Raw genomic sequence first — 15,748 nt, forward strand, 5'->3', positions numbered from 1 at the left:
AGTGTGAATGATCATATATTCGCACAATAAACTTTGATGATTCAAACGAGAGGACTAGGGTTGGAGTTCCATAAAAAGAGGAACTCGCAGTGGCCGAATCAATCGTGGTGCGCCATGGACAGGCGTCCTTCGGCGCCGATGATTACGACAATCTCTCCGATATCGGCTGGCAGCAATCCCGCTGGCTGGGGGAATACTGGCGGGGCACTGGCCAGAAGTTTGACCGGATTTTCTGCGGCAGCCTGCGCCGTCATCGGCAAACTACCGAGGGTATCTGTGCAGGCCTTGGCATCGACTTAGAGGGCCACTTGACGGTGGTTCCCCAATTGAATGAGTTCGACTTCCTTGAAGTAGCTCGCCTCTACAGTGAGAAAAAACCCACAGCTACCCCGGGCCCCAATGCACCCCGTGCCGACTTTTACCGCTTTCTAATGCAGGGCATGCTCGCCTGGTCTGCAGGGGAAATTGCACCGGCAGAGAGTTGGCAGGCATTCGAAAATCGCATTCGTGAAGTTTTGGATTTAATCAGCGATAGCCCCAAAGGCAGTAAAACTCTGGTGGTCAGTTCCGGTGGGGCTATTGCCATGATGGTGCGGCAGGTATTGGGCGGTCCCCCCGAGTCGGTGATCAAACTCAATATGCAGATACAGAATACCGGCACTACCCGTTTTTTCTCTAGCGCAGGGCAGGGGCTCAGCTTGAACAGTTTTAATCACGTGCCTCATTTGGAGAGAGATGAGCGCCACACTTCCGTGACTTACAGCTGAATTAAAACCTACAACACAATTAAAGGTGAAAAGACATGGAGTTTGAATATTCAGAAAAGGTACAGGGCCTGTTGGAGCGGCTCAAAAACTTTATGCAGGAATATGTGTATCCCGCTGAGAGTACCTATATACAGCAGTTGCAGGATGACCCCTGGGGCGAGCCCCCTATTATGGAGGCTTTAAAAGAAAAAGCCCGTGAGGCTGAGCTGTGGAATTTATTCTTACCCGATTCCCGCTATGGTGCCGGCCTTACAAACTTGGAATATGCGCCTTTGGCGGAGGAGATGGGGAAGGTCTTATTTGCCTCAGAAATTTTTAATTGCAGCGCCCCGGATACCGGCAATATGGAAGTGCTGGCCCAGTACGGATCGGAAGCGCAGCGGGAAACCTGGCTGAGGCCATTGCTGGAGGGCAATATTCGCTCGGCATTCGCCATGACTGAACCCAAGGTGGCCTCCTCCGATGCTACGAATATTGAAACTTCTATCGTGCGCGATGGCGATGAATATGTGATTAATGGTCATAAATTTTATATTAGTGGCCTGATGAATAAGCGCTGTAAGGTCATGATTGTGATGGGCAAGACCGATCCCACTAATCCGGATCGGCATCGACAGCAATCGCAAATCCTGGTTCCCACAGATACCCCTGGGGTAAAAATAATTCGGCCCATGCAGGTATTTGGCTACGACGATGCTCCGGAAGGTCATGCGGAAGTGATTTTTGAGAATGTTCGGGTGCCTGCGTCTAATCTGATTTTCGGAGAAGGGCGTGGTTTTGAAATTGCCCAGGGGCGTTTGGGGCCGGGCAGAATTCACCATTGTATGCGTTTAATTGGCCAGGCCCAGCGCGCCCTGGAAATGATGGCAGGCCGCGCGGAAAATCGTATTGTATTTGGACGCCCGATGAGCAAGCAGGGCTCAGTGCGGGAGGATATTGCCAGGTCTGCCTGTGAAATTGAGCAGGCACGTTTGCTAACTTTAAAAGCTGCGGCGCAAATGGATCGGCTTGGCAATAAAGCGGCCAAAGACCTGATTGCCATGATTAAAATTGTTGCACCGCAAATGGCCTGCAAGGTGATTGACCGCGCTATCCAGATTCACGGTGCGGCAGGGTTGAGCCAGGACTATAGCTTGGCCCACCACTATGCTTACGCGCGGACAATCCGTTTAGCCGATGGACCAGACCAAGTACATATGATGCAGCTGGGACGTAACCTGGCTGCCCGTTATGCCGCAGAGACTGCACAGGGAGAGGAGCATGTCTGAAACCGTAAAGGAGTCACGTAACTCAGTGGAAGCTTTGCCGCTGGAAAAGTTGCAGGAATACCTCAGCGCAAATGTTGAAGGTTTTTCCGGGCCACTGAAAGTCAGTAAATTTTCCGGCGGTCAATCCAATCCCACCTTTAAGCTGGAAACGCCTTCAAATACCTATGTATTGCGTCGGCAACCCCCGGGAAAACTATTGAAATCTGCTCACGCAGTGGATCGTGAGTTCCGTGTTATGTCTGCACTGGCAGATACCGATGTACCGGTGCCCAAAGTTTTTCATTTATGTGAAGACCGGGATCTGATCGGCTCCATGTTTTACCTGATGGAATACTGTGAGGGGAGGATTTTCTGGAATGCGGCAATTCCCGAGGTGGATGCTCCCACGCGCAGTGCTATGTACGATGAAATGAATCGGGTGCTCGCCGCATTACACAGTCTCAACATCGACGCTATGGGGTTATCCGATTACGGCCGCCCGGGAAACTATTTTCAGCGGCAGCTGGAACGCTGGACGGGGCAATACCGGGCTTCCGAGACACAGCCTATTTCGGCGATGGAAGAGTTGATTGAATGGCTTGGCAGTGCGCTCCCGGAAGACGATGGTCGGATAGCTCTAGTACACGGTGATTACCGCCTCGACAATATGATTTTCCACCCTAAAGAAGCCAAAGTGATCGCCCTGCTGGATTGGGAGCTTTCTACGTTGGGCCACCCATTTGCCGATCTTGCCTATCAGTGTATGCAAATGCGTATGCCTGCTGGGGGTGACAAGATGTCCGGTCTGTTGGGGCTGGATATTGCCTCGCTGGGTATCCCCTCAGAGCAGGCCTATGTGGCCAAGTATTGTGAGCGTATGGGGATTGAGGGCATTGACCACTGGCCTTTTTATTTGGCGTTTAGTTTTTTCCGTTTAGCGGCGATAGTCCAGGGCGTGGCCAAACGCGCACAGGATGGCAACGCCTCTAATCGCAATGCGGCGAGCCTCGGCGCCCTGGTAGCGCCACTGGCACAAACGGCAATGAGCATTGCCAGTGAGGCGAGTTAGTTAGAAGGTCATCTCGATACAATTTATTTCGCTTTTTATTGTGCTTTGGAAAAATGATAAGGATAAAAAAATGGCAAAGAATCTTTTTGATCTCACCGGAAAAATTGCTCTGGTAACCGGTGCTAGCCGGGGTATTGGTGAGGCAATTGCCAAACTTTTGGCTGAGCAGGGCGCCCATGTGCTGGTATCCAGCCGAAAAATTGAAGGCTGTCAGGCTGTTGCCGATGCGATTGTCGATGCCGGCGGTAAAGCGGAAGCGGTGCCTTGCCATATCGGCAATATGGAAGATATCCAGAAAATGTTTTCCGATGTCCGCGAACGCTTTGGGCGGCTGGATATCCTAATTAACAATGCGGCTACCAACCCCTATTTTGGTCATATCCTTGATACCGACCTCGCGGCTTTTGAAAAAACGGTTGAAGTGAATATTCGTGGCTATTTCTTTATGTCTGTGGAAGCGGGCAAGTTGATGCGTGAGCAGGGTGGTGGTGTGATTGTGAATACTGCCTCGGTCAATGCCCTGCAGCCTGGTGTGGGGCAGGGAATCTATTCCATCACCAAGGCGGCAGTAGTCAATATGACCAAAGCCTTTGCCAAGGAGTGTGCCCAGTTCAATATCCGTGTTAATGCCCTATTGCCTGGGCTGACCAAAACCAAGTTTGCCGGGGCTCTCTTCACCCACGAGGATATTTATAAAACCGCAATCGGCCATATCCCTATGCACCGTCACGCCGAGCCTGAGGAGATGGCGGGTACAGTACTCTACTTAGTTTCCAACGCCTCCAGTTACACCACGGGCGAATGCGTAGTGGTGGATGGCGGAATGACTTCCTGTGGGGGAATTTAATATGCAAGACCCAATATTGGATTTCGACAACCAGGTTGCCCTAATTACCGGCGCCGCCAGTGGTTTTGGCAAACTGCTGGCTAAAGAGTTGGGATCTCGCGGAGCGCGCTTGGTACTTGGAGATATTAATGAAGAGGGCCTGATGCAACTCGCTGATGACCTGGGTAGTGATGGTATCCAGGTGCGCGCTCAACGTTGCGATGTTTCCTCTGAAGCGGATTGCGTTGCTCTGGTGCGACTGGCCGAGTCTGAGTTCGGTGGCCTGAATATGGCGGTTAATAATGCCGGTATCGCTCCGCCGATGATGTCCCTGAAGCAGACTGACGAAGCGATGATGGACCATCAATACAATGTAAACCTGAAGGGCGTATTTTTCGGTCTCAAGCACCAGCTGCCATTGATGAAAGATCGAGGCGGTGTGGTTCTCAATGTTTCCTCTATGGCAGGGCTGGGGGGTGCACCCAAAATTGCCTCCTATGCTGCCGCCAAGCATGGGGTTATTGGACTGACCAAAACTGCAGCAATGGAAAACGCCAAGTACGGTATTCGGGTGAATGCCATTTGCCCATTCTATTGCCTGACGCCAATGGTGACCTCTGTGGAGGCCCCAGGGGCCAGCCCGGAAGAGGTTCAGGCTTTTCTCGCCGAAGGTTGTCCGATGAAGCGTCTTGGTGAGCCGGAAGAAGTAGTAGCGGCTATGTTAATGCTACTCTCTCCGAAGATGACTTATGTTACCGGCCAGGCACTGGCTGTGGATGGCGGTTTATCGGCTTATTGATAGCTGAGGTGGATCAAAATAGGTGCTGTTAATACCTGCACTGCCACCCCTGAAGATTTATTGCCGAGCAAGGGAGAAGGCAGATAGGTGTTAACAGCCCACAACCTGATATTTTTTTGGTTGATGAAAACCAGTCCGCGATGGAGAATCCTAAAAGCAAGTTTATTGCGAAAGGTTTTTGCAGATGTTGGCTTCTGGTGCAACGCTATATCGCTTTAGGAGAGCTTCGTATATTCCTTTATTGCATAGCTGTCTGAGACCGTGATTGAAGGCATCTCTGTCTGCTTTATTTTTAAATGCCATTTTAAATGTCAGAACAGGTACAACGATTGTATGGATATCGACCTCATTCATAGAGTGGCCATCTTTAGAGGAGAAATAAGAAAAAATACTTTTATCAATGATTATAATTGAGTTGTCTTCCCTCCAGAATTCCCTTACCTGATCTTGAGAGCTTTCTAATTCTACATAATTCTTTGCACCTATCTTTCCGGGAGAGAAGAGCTGGCTAAATTCTGGCCCAAGATCCTTGTGTGCTCCTGTCCAGGTTATTACGTGGTGTCCTACTAGATCCTTTAGTTGATTGATTTTAATTTGATCTTTTTTACGGCTGATTGCGTAGTTGATAAATGCTATATAGTCATTTGAATAATAGAGGTCTCCATTGTTTCCGTGTACATTCGCTTCGGCCTCTGCCATACCTCGCTCTATTGCTCCAAGAATCTCCCCCCAGCCCATTTGGATAAATGAGATGGTGTAATCTGGAAGAGACTGGGTGATGACATCGACTTCTAACCCACTCTTCGCCTGATTGATGACATAGGGGGGGGCATCCTGAGATATGGCAATTTTCAATTCTTTGGCGTGGCTTGAGAAGGCGAAGCAGATCAGGAGTAGGCTAAGATGCGATAATATTTTTGATGGCATATTGATTTCACTTGCTTAGCGGATATCTGAGGTTAATAGGGTAATGTAGATATATTAGGCTAAAGACAATATTTTGTTTGATATGGAGTTTTTGTCTTTTTTTCAAAGGGGGCAAAGGAATATGAGTCTTCGATGTAATAAGTTATTAATGAAGATAGTGCTCTAAAGGGAATATTCCCAGTAAAAATTAATTTCCAAAAAGAATATGGGAAGTCTTTAATACGCTGGGAGAGACTCTGTAAGAAGATTGGAGATTGCTCAGTGATGAATTAACTGTTTCCCTAAGTGAATCATGGGTAAACCATGTGTTGATACGAACCCAGAAGCAGCCAAGAAACCGGTTTGGGAGTGGATGGTTGAAATTAAGTGATTGCTTGTGCTGAAAAAACTGCTGGGGTTTATGAGTAGGTTATCCTTCCGTTCTCTCTCTAGAGTTTTATGGGTAAAGAATTTTTGTTGCTACTTTTTATCACTGCCTTTGAGTTTAAGAAGTCAGAGCGAAGCAAGAGATTGACGCACGATATTTAAATGGGAAACCGGCATCCCTTTTCTAAAGAATGCACCGGTAAAGTCAATTTCTTGAACTTTGATAAAGTTAGAGACTAGTGGGCTTCCCCAGTAGGGATTTGTTCCCCACCAGCCATATCGACCAGCGCTTCTGGGGTTTCTCTGCAGAAAATTGATCGCTTGCTGAACATTGTCATATCTGAGATAAAAAATTCTATTATCGAAGACACTATGTGCATCGAAGATTATCAGGTGGTTTAGGGATATGCCTTTGCGACCGAGTAAATTGGCCAGGTTGATGGCCGTGGTTCCCCCACGGCTGTAGCCAAGCAGTAATAAGTGCTTCTGCTGTAGAGATGCCCCCACTAGAAAATCCCGGGCTCTACTTTTTTCAGTTGGACCGAACATGGCCCCGCCCATTTCGGTTACCCAAGCCCTCAAAGCTTGGTTATCACCGGCATTGGAGCCACCCGCGCCATAGATGCCCACCACGGCCAGCTCACTCTTTGTAACTTTATTGTTTATAAGTGTCATTTTGCACTGCAACGACACTGATGCTTAAGTGTAGAAATAGACGTAGCACACTGGTAAGAGAGCTACTGTTTCTATGGCAGAATCCGACAGCGTTTCTGCGCTGCCTTACGCAGTTCTCGGGGTAAGACCGGTTCCGCAATATTATTTTGTTGTTGGCGCCATTCTTGGCAAAGAGCAACATAGTTTTCGGCACTAACCTGGCTGCGTAATGTCTGCCATGGGTCTTCCTTTACTTCAGGTTCTGGCCGAGGAGGTTGCCACTGGGCAATTTCCTGAGTGGTTAGTTGAATCTCATTATTCTGAGTCATAGCGGGGGTTCGGGCACCAAGGTGCTGTGCCGGATGTACCAACATTAAAAAAGCGGTCACCAAAGCGCAACTCAGGGAGGCTCCGGATAAGATTCGGCCTATATCCTTTTTCGGTTGATAGCCTTTTGCCTGTAATAAGATTCCACTGTCTAACTTTTGCGGTGAGGTAAAAGCTGACGCCTCTTCGCGGTATTGGTGCTCCCAGTTACTCATGCTTCTACCTCAATCACTCTTTTATGGCCTCCACTTGCCAGGGTTTTGCTTGAGATCCGTAGATCAGGGTTTCAATTTGTTGTCGAGCCAACTGGTAATACTCTCGACATTTTTTCAGTGAAATACGCTCTATATCCGCTACTGAGGCCAGGGAGAGTTTGCACTCCATATGCAGTAGTAATACGTTGCGCTGAAGCTTGGGGAGTTTTTGAATAGCTGCGACAACCTTACTCTCACTGGTTAATGCCTCAGATCGTGTAGTGCTGTCTACATGTTCCCGCAGAGCTTTGTTGACTTGAATAAACAGCCAGTTTCTAAATAGCCGGCCATGAAGTTGCGGAGGGTTCTGTAAGATATTTTCCCACAGGGCCTGTAGCAACTGTGTGGTTGAAGAGGGTGCCATTTGTACGCAGTAGCGATAGAGAGCGTCTTTGTGGCGGTTATACAGTGGCTCAAATACAGCAAGACTGCGTTTCTCCCGGTAATGCTCGAGCAGTTTTTCATCAGAAAATTGTTTGAATGCTTTGCGAGACAAAGTGTTGTGCCTCCGTACGCAGTGAACCCGAAAGCCAGAGGTGGCTTAGGTCTGGATTTATGCGTCGTTGATCATAAAAATTGTAGTCGGTTTAGACATTAAATTTTTTATCCAAGTGAACGACTTTGGATGCCTCTTGCTTTTAGATCGGCCCAAGTTCTCTTGGCCTGCGAAGTATAGATGCCCCTGCTTAGCCAGGGCTTACAGAGGGTAACGGGTAACGCCATAACTTGATGAACGGTCGTTTGGCGCTTTAAACCTTTTTCTGAGGGGTAATTGGCGCGCAATGACTTTTTTTGACTCAAAAATTCTCTTAATAAAGAGTGTTTTCTTTAAAATTGTCGATGTTCGCTTTGTTTGAAAATATGACAGAAAAAATGCGACCGATTCTGCGGGGGCAGGGCAAACTATTTATAAAAAATAATTTGCTTGAGAAGTCTCCCGGTTAGTGATGTGTCGGCAAATCCGGCAGTGGTAGAGGCAGTTGTAAGGGACCGTGTTCGGCGCGCAGATCTGTTAGCCTCAGACCTACGCCAAGCAGGCGAATGGGAGTCGATCGTTTATCCCAGCATTCCTGCAGTAACTGGCGAAATTCAGAAATTCGACCTGCGCGACTATTGCGTTCATGAGTACTCTGGGAAAAGTCAGCATATTTTACCTTTACGGTGGCGCCATTAACTTCATAGCGATCGCTGAGTTTTTCCAGGCGTTCCAGCAGTCGCGTATACAGGTGAGTCATTTCCTCCAACCATTCGTTAAACTCACAGAGATCCTTGTTAAAGGTGCGCTCCACACTGACACTCTTGCGAGAGCCATCTCCACTCACTGGGCGATCGTCGATGCCGCGGCTCAGTTCATAGAGACGGCGCCCAAACTTCCCAAAGGTTTTACTCAACTCCACCTGGGAATAGCGCCTGAGGTCGGCACAGGTGTGAATTCCTTGGCGGTGCATTTTCTCTGCTGTTACTCGGCCCACACCATGGATTTTGTTCACCGGTAAACGCAATACGAATTGATCTACTTCCTCTGGCGTGATTACCGTGAGTCCATCGGGTTTACGCCAGTCACTGGCGATCTTGGCCAGGAACTTGTTTGGGGCGACGCCGGCTGAGATCGTAATACCAAGGGTCTCTCTCACTCTTTGGCGGATCTCCTCCGCCATTAATGTAGCGCTACCGTGGCAGCGCCCACTATTACTGACATCTAGAAAAGCCTCATCCAGCGATAGGGGCTCAATATCATCACAGTAATCGAGGAAAATTTCGCGGATCTGCTGACTGACTTCACGGTATTTGGCCATGTTGCCGGGTACTACAATCAAGTCAGGGCAGAGTTTTTTGGCCTGGGCGGTTGGCATGGCGGAGCGCACGCCGTAACTGCGAGCTTCATAATTGCATGTAGAGATTACCCCGCGGCGGTCACTGCTACCACCTACGGCGAGTGGGCGCCCGCGAAGATTGGGATCGTCTCGCATTTCGACCGAAGCGTAAAAACAATCACAGTCGCAGTGGATAATCTTTTTCATGCTGTGATTATATACAGTGTTTTATGGCGCCAGGAAGTTATTTCTGCCATTAGACAGAGCCGGTTTGACAACGGATAGGTGAACGATGAGTAGCATTCCTTTAGTGGAGACCCCTGATTCAGATGAAGCCATCAGGGTTTTTGCAGAAATTCAGGATGAGCTGGGTGGGATTCCCAGCCTGTTTAGGATTTATGCCCACCACCAAGGACTGCTGCTAGCTAATTGGCAGAAGTTCAAGGCAGTGATGTTACACGGCTGTCTTTCCGCCCAGCTGAAGGAGGCTATTGGCTTGGCGGTCTCTGCGGATAATCACTGCGACTATGGCATTTACCACCACAGTACCTCCCTGCAAATGCTCGGGGTAACCCCCGATGAAGTCATGCGTATTCGCACAGACCCAAAGAATGTGCACTTTTCCGAGAAGGAGCATGCACTGTTTGACCTAGCTCGCAACGCCAATACATCCCCAGACGATCACCGGCAGCACCTGATCGCTGAGGCACGCAAGCTGGGAGCGGGGGATGATGAGTTATTGGAAGCCTTGGGGGTTATGGAGCTGGTGCTGGGCTTCAACCACCTGGCAGAAGTGCTGGACCTGGTACCAACCAGAACGCCCCACCAAAAATAACCCCGGTGAATTACCGGGGTAAAATCTTGTATAGCGCAAGGGTACTACTTGGGTGGCCGGCCCCTGCCAAAAATCAATGTCAGGACAAAAAGCACAATAAAGATGAAGAAGAGGATTTTAGCGATTTCTGTCGCTGTGGTGGCGATACCACTGAAACCGAAAAATGCGGCTATCAGTGCAATAACCAGGAAAATGATGGCCCAACGTAGCATGGTGGTCTCCAGTTAAGATAGAGGGAACCGGTTGCAAAACTTTGGGGGGCAGACTCCCAACCTCTTAATTGGTAGTGAATGGAGTCGCTAATTACAAATTTCTATCACCGCCAGTATCTGTGACCTTATCGAGGCTAACAAAGTAAAACCCTTGTTTCGTGGCCTGTGCATGGATGAGAGGCAGTGCTGCTGTCACCTCCTCACCATGCGCATACATTGGGTGCAGCATCACCACGCTGCGGTCTTTGGCATTCTGAACTATGTAGTCGGCGATGAGCTCGGGCCTGCTCATATCCACATGCAGGTGAGGCTGAAGGTCCCATTGAGCCAACTCGAAGTTTTGTGCAGCCAAAAGGCTGCCAAGTTCTTCAGAAATATGGCCAAAAGGGGGCAGGATCGCCGGTTTTTCTCGATAGCTATGATGCTGTAAAAGCAGACAGGTCTTTTTAATCTCTGCTTTGGCACTACTCAAAGGTAGATTTGCCAAGTCGACATAGGAGTAACCGTGACTTCCCACCTGGTGGCCGGCACGCACTATGGCGTGTGTTTGATTGGGATAACGCTCCATATCCTTGCCAACCAGAAAGAAAGTTGCGGGTATTTGCAGGGCTTCAAGCTGGTGTAACAGGGATTCGGTTATGCCCGGCACAGGCCCGCCACTAAAAGCCAGGGCAATACGTTTTTTCTCTTTGGGTTCTGCCAGTACTGCCAGAGACAGGCATAGGAAAATGCTCGATACCGTAAATATTATTATTCTCATTTAATGCGGCAATTTTATCTGGACCAGAAAAGAAAAAAGCCGTCAGAGACGGCTTTTTGTGCTTTGCTATCGCTCGAGAAGGTCGAGCTTGCCTTTCTTGCCATCCCACTCTTCGGCATCGGGTAGCGGGTCTTTTTTCTCGGTGATATTTGGCCAAACCTCGGCGAGTTCGGCATTCAACTCGATGTATTCCTGTTGATCATCGGGCACTTCGTCCTCAGAGAAAATCGCATTGGCGGGGCACTCCGGCTCGCACAGGGCGCAGTCGATACACTCGTCGGGATGGATCACTAGAAAGTTAGGGCCTTCGTAAAAACAGTCTACCGGGCAAACCTCTACACAGTCGGTGTATTTGCACTTAATGCAGTTTTCCCCAATTACGAATGTCATGATTGTCCCTCAATAGTGCACTGATTCTTTCGTGCACGGATTCTATCAATTACTGGCGCGAATTGTAGTGGCTTTTCAGTCGATTTAGTTCACTGTTTATAACAAGTTGCACTGGGCGACAATTGCCGCCCAGCCTTTTACTTCAATAACTTGCGTAAAGCATAGAGCGCTTCCAGGGCCTGGCGCGGGGTCAGATCGTCTGGGTCCAGCTCCTCCAGCGCGTCCACTGCCGGGTGGCTGGGACTGCCGAACAGATCGACCTGTTGGGGAGAATCAGCTTGAGTTGGTGCTGAGAGCACTGGCGCTATAGTCGTTTCCGTTGCCTGCTCAGGTGCTTGAGTGGACTTGGGAGTCACTACGGGTACATCTACTGACTGGGCGCCGGCCTCCAAGGCCGCCAAGCGAGTACGGGCCTCTGTGAGTACATCGGCGGGAATCCCCGCCAACTTGGCCACTTGTAAACCGTAACTTTTGGAGGCGGGTCCCTCCTGAATGCGATGCAGGAAGACGATGCCCTCACCGTGCTCTGTGGCGTCCAAGTGGATGTTGGCTGCTTCGGCACATTGATTGGGTAGATCGGTCAGCTCGAAGTAATGGGTGGCGAACAAGGTGAAGGCGCGCACTTCTCCGGCCAGGTAATGAGCGCAGGCCCAAGCCAGGGAAAGACCATCATAGGTACTGGTGCCGCGGCCGATTTCATCCATCAGTACCAGGCTGTGTTCACTGGCATTGCGCAGGATATTAGCGGTCTCGGTCATTTCCACCATAAAGGTGGAGCGGCCACCGGCCAGGTCATCGGCACTGCCGATACGGGTAAAGATGCGATCCAGCAGACCGATCTGGGCGCTGTCTGCTGGGACATAGCTGCCGCAGTGCGCCAGCAGGGCAATCAGCGCAGTCTGGCGCATATAGGTAGATTTACCACCCATATTCGGGCCGGTAATGACCAGCATACGGCGATCGTCGCGCAGCTCGATATCGTTGGCGACAAAGGGTTCGTCCAATACCTGTTCCACCACCGGGTGACGTCCACCGGTGATATGCAGGCCAGGATCGGTGCCCAGCTCAGGGCGGCACAGGCGCAGGTTGTCGGCACGTTCAGCCAAGCAGGCCAGAACATCCAATTCAGAAATACCAGCCGCAGCGGCTTGCAGCTCAGCCAGAGACTCATTCAGTTGATTAATCAGCGCCTCATAGAGGGCCTTCTCTCGCGCCAGGGCGCGGCTTTTGGCTGAAAGTGCCTTGTCTTCGAACTCTTTTAATTCGGGAGTAATAAAGCGTTCGGCATTCTTCAGGGTTTGGCGGCGGATATATTCCGCCGGTGCCTTGTCACTCTGTCCACGGCTGATTTCAATAAAGTAGCCGTGCACCCGGTTGTAACCCACCTTCAATGTGGGGATACCGGTGCGCTCTTTTTCGCGCAGTTCCAGCTGTACCAGGTAATCCCCTGCGTTCTCACTGATAGCGCGCAGCTCATCCAGCTCTTCATCGTAGCCGGTGGCGATTACGCCGCCATCACGTATCACGACAGGCGGATTTTCAATAATCGCTTTTTGCAGCAACTCAACAGTTTCAGGCCATTCACCGATCTGACCGCATAACTCTTTTATTAGAGTGGCATTTGATTCATTTAGCTGCTGTAGGATTTCGGGGAACTGTGCCAGAGACTGACCCAGCCTTGCCAGGTCGCGGGGGCGTGCGGAACGCAGTGCCAGGCGGCCCAGAATGCGCTCCATATCACCCACGGGTTTGAGGGCATCGCGCAGGGGCTCGAAACCATACTCTTCAATCAATGCAGCAATGGCATCCTGGCGGTTGCGCAGGGTAGTGAGCTGGCGCAGCGGGTTGTTCAGCCAGCGGCGCAGCAGGCGACTACCCATGGCGGTTTTACAGCTGTCGAGAACCGACAGCAGGGTATTATCATCGCCGCCATTCAGGTTCAGATCGATTTCCAGATTGCGACGGCTGGCGCCATCCAGGGCCACGGTTTCATTGCCGCTTTCGGTGTGCAGGCCGCGAATGTGTGGCAGCTCGGTGCGCTGGGTATCCCGTGCATATTGCAGCAGGCAGCCGGCGGCCACTATAGCGCCGTGCATATGACTGCAACCAAAGGCTTCCAGGTTCATGGTGCCAAATTGTTGATTGAGCAGGCGCAGGGCGGTTTCCAGCTCGAACTCCCAAGGCGCACGGTGGCGTACACCGGCACGGCGTTCAATTTCCACTGGCAAAGAGAGGTCTTCTGGCGCGAGTAGCTCAGCCGGGTTATGGCGCTGAACCTGCTCGGCCAGGGCTTCCAGAGAATCTGTTTCCTGAACCACAAAACGACCGGTTGCCAGGTCCAGCAGTGCCAGGCCAAATACATCGCCCAAGTGCGAAATAGCAGCCAGGAGGTTATCGCGGCGATCGTTGAGAAGTGCCTCGTCCGTGACCGTGCCCGGAGTAACAATACGTACTACCTGGCGCTCAACCGGCCCTTTGCTGGTGGCGGGATCACCGATTTGTTCACAGATGGCAACGGAAACACCAGCTTTAATCAGCCGCGCCAAGTAGCCCTCAGCTGCATGGTAGGGAATACCGGCCATGGGTATAGGCTCACCCCCGGACTTGCCACGCGCAGTAAGAGTGACATCCAACAGCTCAGCTGCCTTCTTGGCATCATCAAAGAACAGCTCGTAAAAGTCCCCCATACGATAGAACACCAGCTCTTGGGGATGCTGGGCCTTGATGCGCATGTATTGCTGCATCATGGGGGTGTGTTCGGGTTTCGCGGCCTTAGTCTTGTTTGCGGTTTTTGGCATTTTTCTCTTAGAAAATCAGTAAGTTACAAAAGTGTTCGCAAACCCCAAGAGCTCCGCAGGAGTGGCGGTCGGCTCAGATTGGGGTAGGGGGCAGGTTTCCTGGGGGCTTAATGAGCAGAAGCGTTCGATCAAATAATGAACGGCAAGCCCAAACCTGATGTTCTTGAAGCATGCAATCGGGGTAGATCTGAACAGAAAGGTCCAGGCCAAAGTTCGAAGAGCTTCTTTATAGGGGGCGCAGAATAGCAGAGTGGAGGACAAACCACTATGGATGGCTTATCAAGCGCTGGAGAGATGGCTATTAGCGACCCTGTGATTTTATGAGAACTTTAATTAGAGAAGCGGGATGTTTTGCTTTTGAGGTAAGGGCTTTCACTTTTCTTTGCTCCAAAAAAACAGTTGTTGTTTTTTTCAGGGGAGGTACCCGATTCTTCAAGACCGTGTACTGAGAAAGCCAATTTTCTACGTGGTAGTGTATCCTTCCAGTTAGGACATGTGTGCATAGTAGGTTGGTGAAATACAGTACTGACAGCTAAGCCCTGCTTCAAATATCAGAATTCAAAAGACGCTTCTCCTATTTCTAGGGAAAACTATATAACTTGTTGATTTTTAACGGATGTGAAAAGTGATATAAAGCAGGAAAAGCGTGGAATTATAAAGACGCTGCTATATATCTACCTGTTTTATTTTGTGACACTCAATGTAGTTCTTTGACTTTACTAGGTTTTTGAGTTGGCTTTGATTGAGGACAGCAGAATTATATAGAAGGGTGATATGTAGACGCTGCTTTTGAATTAACTGTTAGGCGATGAGGGTTAAATAAAACCATGAATCAAAGATTTTATAAATCGTATGCTGAGGGCATGGAAGGTGAGGAAGGTGCATTCCTTTGTGAAGTTGTAGACCAGCTAATCGTAAGGCAAATTTACGTTATCGATGGATGCCATTTTTGGGCGACACCTGACACCGAAAATAATGAGGTATACTTTTTTACTGATCAACCGGAGTTTCCTGAGGGAGATATACCTCGTCTTGAGAAAGAGTTTGATCTTGTAGAATTAACGGAAGAAGAGTTTCTGAAAGTGTGGGAAATTGCACAGAAAGAAAATTATTGAACCGAGTTATGGGAGCAGCCGCCTAACAAGGCGTTGCAGACGGACAGTTTGTTCCACTGCTCAAATGTGTTGTCGCTACGCTATAACACATTTGCTCCGCTCCACAAACTGCCGCTGAACTTGGCGTTAAATTTCCAAGGAAGTCATGGCTTACGATCTAGTAGTAGGAATTAGCAAGTTCGTTAAGGACAATCCAGTAATCGTCGGCGGCATAGAGTTCGACGAATATCCTCATATTTGTTCTCTTTTAAAGAGATCGGATAATTTCTTTCTGGCGAGAATTTCCAATCTATTTGAAGATCAGTCATTTTCGGTAGAGGAGCTTAATCAAGCTCAAGAGTCACTAGGAGAGCTTCTTGTCGTTGACTTACCTGACTCAGAAAGGGATATTTTATATAAATTACTCGCAGTCATTGGATATGCGCTCAATAAAGGGCAAATGCTGCATGGTGTGGCAGACTAGAAATTTAACAAGGGCCAGCAACGGACCTGCAAACCTGTCACTCAAATTGCTGGTGCAATTACGTGCCGGGTCTGCAGGCCACTGTGGCCGGCGTTAGCCGTCAATGAAAATTCGGACCTTTAGGG

General features: G+C 49.7%; 17 protein-coding genes. 8 read left to right on the top strand and 9 right to left on the bottom strand.

Features of this window, described 5'->3' with window-relative positions; translation table 11 throughout:
- The first annotated feature begins 89 nt into the window (after positions 1 to 89).
- The 5 genes from ACJJIO_RS15980 (at position 90) to ACJJIO_RS16000 (ending at position 4,708) form a co-directional block, all read left to right on the top strand.
- Entirely contained in the window at positions 90 to 767 is a 678-nt protein-coding gene (locus ACJJIO_RS15980) for a histidine phosphatase family protein (RefSeq protein ID WP_444898748.1), read from the top strand.
- A 35-nt stretch (positions 768 to 802) separates the two neighbouring features.
- Positions 803 to 2,035, top strand: a complete 1,233-nt coding sequence (locus ACJJIO_RS15985; protein WP_444909062.1) for an acyl-CoA dehydrogenase family protein — start codon at positions 803 to 805, stop codon at positions 2,033 to 2,035.
- Entirely contained in the window at positions 2,028 to 3,083 is a 1,056-nt protein-coding gene (locus ACJJIO_RS15990) for a phosphotransferase (protein ID WP_444909063.1), read from the top strand. Before ACJJIO_RS15985 ends, ACJJIO_RS15990 begins: the two co-directional genes overlap by 8 nt.
- Before the next feature lie 70 nt (positions 3,084 to 3,153).
- A complete protein-coding gene (locus ACJJIO_RS15995; protein ID WP_252085107.1) occupies positions 3,154 to 3,930 on the top strand; it encodes an SDR family oxidoreductase in 777 nt (258 codons plus the stop codon).
- Between the two features lies 1 nt (position 3,931).
- Entirely contained in the window at positions 3,932 to 4,708 is a 777-nt protein-coding gene (locus ACJJIO_RS16000) for an SDR family NAD(P)-dependent oxidoreductase (RefSeq protein WP_252085108.1), read from the top strand.
- A 162-nt stretch (positions 4,709 to 4,870) separates the two neighbouring features.
- Here ACJJIO_RS16000 and ACJJIO_RS16005 read toward each other — a convergent pair whose 3' ends face one another.
- From ACJJIO_RS16005 to dinB, 5 genes are all read right to left on the bottom strand, one after another.
- A complete protein-coding gene (locus ACJJIO_RS16005; RefSeq protein ID WP_444904184.1) occupies positions 4,871 to 5,635 on the bottom strand; it encodes a substrate-binding periplasmic protein in 765 nt (254 codons plus the stop codon).
- A 492-nt stretch (positions 5,636 to 6,127) separates the two neighbouring features.
- Positions 6,128 to 6,676, bottom strand: coding sequence for a hypothetical protein (locus ACJJIO_RS16010; protein WP_444885640.1), 549 nt, complete (start codon positions 6,674 to 6,676; stop codon positions 6,128 to 6,130).
- A gap of 71 nt (positions 6,677 to 6,747) precedes the next feature.
- A complete protein-coding gene (locus ACJJIO_RS16015) occupies positions 6,748 to 7,197 on the bottom strand; it encodes a hypothetical protein (protein ID WP_444909064.1) in 450 nt (149 codons plus the stop codon).
- A 13-nt stretch (positions 7,198 to 7,210) separates the two neighbouring features.
- Positions 7,211 to 7,732 carry an RNA polymerase sigma factor gene (locus ACJJIO_RS16020; RefSeq protein WP_444909065.1) on the bottom strand — a complete coding sequence of 174 codons (522 nt, stop codon included), beginning with the start codon at positions 7,730 to 7,732 and terminating at the stop codon, positions 7,211 to 7,213.
- A 445-nt stretch (positions 7,733 to 8,177) separates the two neighbouring features.
- Complete coding sequence (gene dinB / locus ACJJIO_RS16025; protein ID WP_444909066.1) at positions 8,178 to 9,257, bottom strand: DNA polymerase IV; 1,080 nt, start codon at positions 9,255 to 9,257, stop codon at positions 8,178 to 8,180.
- Positions 9,258 to 9,342: 85 nt separating this feature from the next.
- On the opposite strand from dinB, the gene ACJJIO_RS16030 reads away from it, so the two are divergent.
- Positions 9,343 to 9,885 carry a carboxymuconolactone decarboxylase family protein gene (locus tag ACJJIO_RS16030; RefSeq protein WP_252085114.1) on the top strand — a complete coding sequence of 181 codons (543 nt, stop codon included), beginning with the start codon at positions 9,343 to 9,345 and terminating at the stop codon, positions 9,883 to 9,885.
- A gap of 44 nt (positions 9,886 to 9,929) precedes the next feature.
- Here the strand turns inward: ACJJIO_RS16030 and ACJJIO_RS16035 are convergent, their stop codons facing one another.
- The 4 genes from ACJJIO_RS16035 to mutS form a co-directional block, all read right to left on the bottom strand.
- On the bottom strand, positions 9,930 to 10,097 hold the full coding sequence (locus ACJJIO_RS16035; RefSeq protein WP_252085115.1) for a DUF1328 domain-containing protein: 168 nt from the start codon (positions 10,095 to 10,097) through the stop codon (positions 9,930 to 9,932).
- Between the two features lie 91 nt (positions 10,098 to 10,188).
- Complete coding sequence (locus tag ACJJIO_RS16040; protein WP_444909067.1) at positions 10,189 to 10,857, bottom strand: polysaccharide deacetylase family protein; 669 nt, start codon at positions 10,855 to 10,857, stop codon at positions 10,189 to 10,191.
- Positions 10,858 to 10,923: 66 nt separating this feature from the next.
- Positions 10,924 to 11,247, bottom strand: a complete 324-nt coding sequence (fdxA, locus tag ACJJIO_RS16045) for a ferredoxin FdxA (RefSeq protein ID WP_252085117.1) — start codon at positions 11,245 to 11,247, stop codon at positions 10,924 to 10,926.
- 137 nt (positions 11,248 to 11,384) lie between these two features.
- A complete protein-coding gene (gene mutS, locus ACJJIO_RS16050) occupies positions 11,385 to 14,045 on the bottom strand; it encodes a DNA mismatch repair protein MutS (RefSeq protein ID WP_444909068.1) in 2,661 nt (886 codons plus the stop codon).
- An 827-nt stretch (positions 14,046 to 14,872) separates the two neighbouring features.
- On the opposite strand from mutS, the gene ACJJIO_RS16055 reads away from it, so the two are divergent.
- Entirely contained in the window at positions 14,873 to 15,160 is a 288-nt protein-coding gene (locus ACJJIO_RS16055; protein WP_444909069.1) for a hypothetical protein, read from the top strand.
- 145 nt (positions 15,161 to 15,305) lie between these two features.
- A complete protein-coding gene (locus tag ACJJIO_RS16060; protein ID WP_444909070.1) occupies positions 15,306 to 15,623 on the top strand; it encodes a hypothetical protein in 318 nt (105 codons plus the stop codon).
- Positions 15,624 to 15,748 lie beyond the last annotated feature (125 nt).

This window comes from Microbulbifer mixtoriginis (SeqCode) (assembly GCF_052467235.1).

What these genes read in the sequence shown, in the direction of transcription:
- ACJJIO_RS16030 (WP_252085114.1), top strand. Translation starts at nt 9,343, where the DNA reads ATGAGTAGCATTCCTTTAGTGGAGACCCCTGATTCAGATGAAGCCATC.
- ACJJIO_RS16015 (WP_444909064.1), bottom strand. Translation starts at nt 7,197, where the DNA reads ATGAGTAACTGGGAGCACCAATACCGCGAAGAGGCGTCAGCTTTTACC.
- ACJJIO_RS16000 (WP_252085108.1), top strand. Translation starts at nt 3,932, where the DNA reads ATGCAAGACCCAATATTGGATTTCGACAACCAGGTTGCCCTAATTACC.
- mutS (WP_444909068.1), bottom strand. Translation starts at nt 14,045, where the DNA reads ATGCCAAAAACCGCAAACAAGACTAAGGCCGCGAAACCCGAACACACC.
- ACJJIO_RS15995 (WP_252085107.1), top strand. Translation starts at nt 3,154, where the DNA reads ATGGCAAAGAATCTTTTTGATCTCACCGGAAAAATTGCTCTGGTAACC.
- ACJJIO_RS15985 (WP_444909062.1), top strand. Translation starts at nt 803, where the DNA reads ATGGAGTTTGAATATTCAGAAAAGGTACAGGGCCTGTTGGAGCGGCTC.
- ACJJIO_RS16035 (WP_252085115.1), bottom strand. Translation starts at nt 10,097, where the DNA reads ATGCTACGTTGGGCCATCATTTTCCTGGTTATTGCACTGATAGCCGCA.
- dinB (WP_444909066.1), bottom strand. Translation starts at nt 9,257, where the DNA reads ATGAAAAAGATTATCCACTGCGACTGTGATTGTTTTTACGCTTCGGTC.
- ACJJIO_RS16010 (WP_444885640.1), bottom strand. Translation starts at nt 6,676, where the DNA reads ATGACACTTATAAACAATAAAGTTACAAAGAGTGAGCTGGCCGTGGTG.
- ACJJIO_RS16040 (WP_444909067.1), bottom strand. Translation starts at nt 10,857, where the DNA reads ATGAGAATAATAATATTTACGGTATCGAGCATTTTCCTATGCCTGTCT.
- ACJJIO_RS16060 (WP_444909070.1), top strand. Translation starts at nt 15,306, where the DNA reads ATGGCTTACGATCTAGTAGTAGGAATTAGCAAGTTCGTTAAGGACAAT.
- fdxA (WP_252085117.1), bottom strand. Translation starts at nt 11,247, where the DNA reads ATGACATTCGTAATTGGGGAAAACTGCATTAAGTGCAAATACACCGAC.
- ACJJIO_RS16005 (WP_444904184.1), bottom strand. Translation starts at nt 5,635, where the DNA reads ATGCCATCAAAAATATTATCGCATCTTAGCCTACTCCTGATCTGCTTC.
- ACJJIO_RS15990 (WP_444909063.1), top strand. Translation starts at nt 2,028, where the DNA reads ATGTCTGAAACCGTAAAGGAGTCACGTAACTCAGTGGAAGCTTTGCCG.
- ACJJIO_RS16055 (WP_444909069.1), top strand. Translation starts at nt 14,873, where the DNA reads ATGAATCAAAGATTTTATAAATCGTATGCTGAGGGCATGGAAGGTGAG.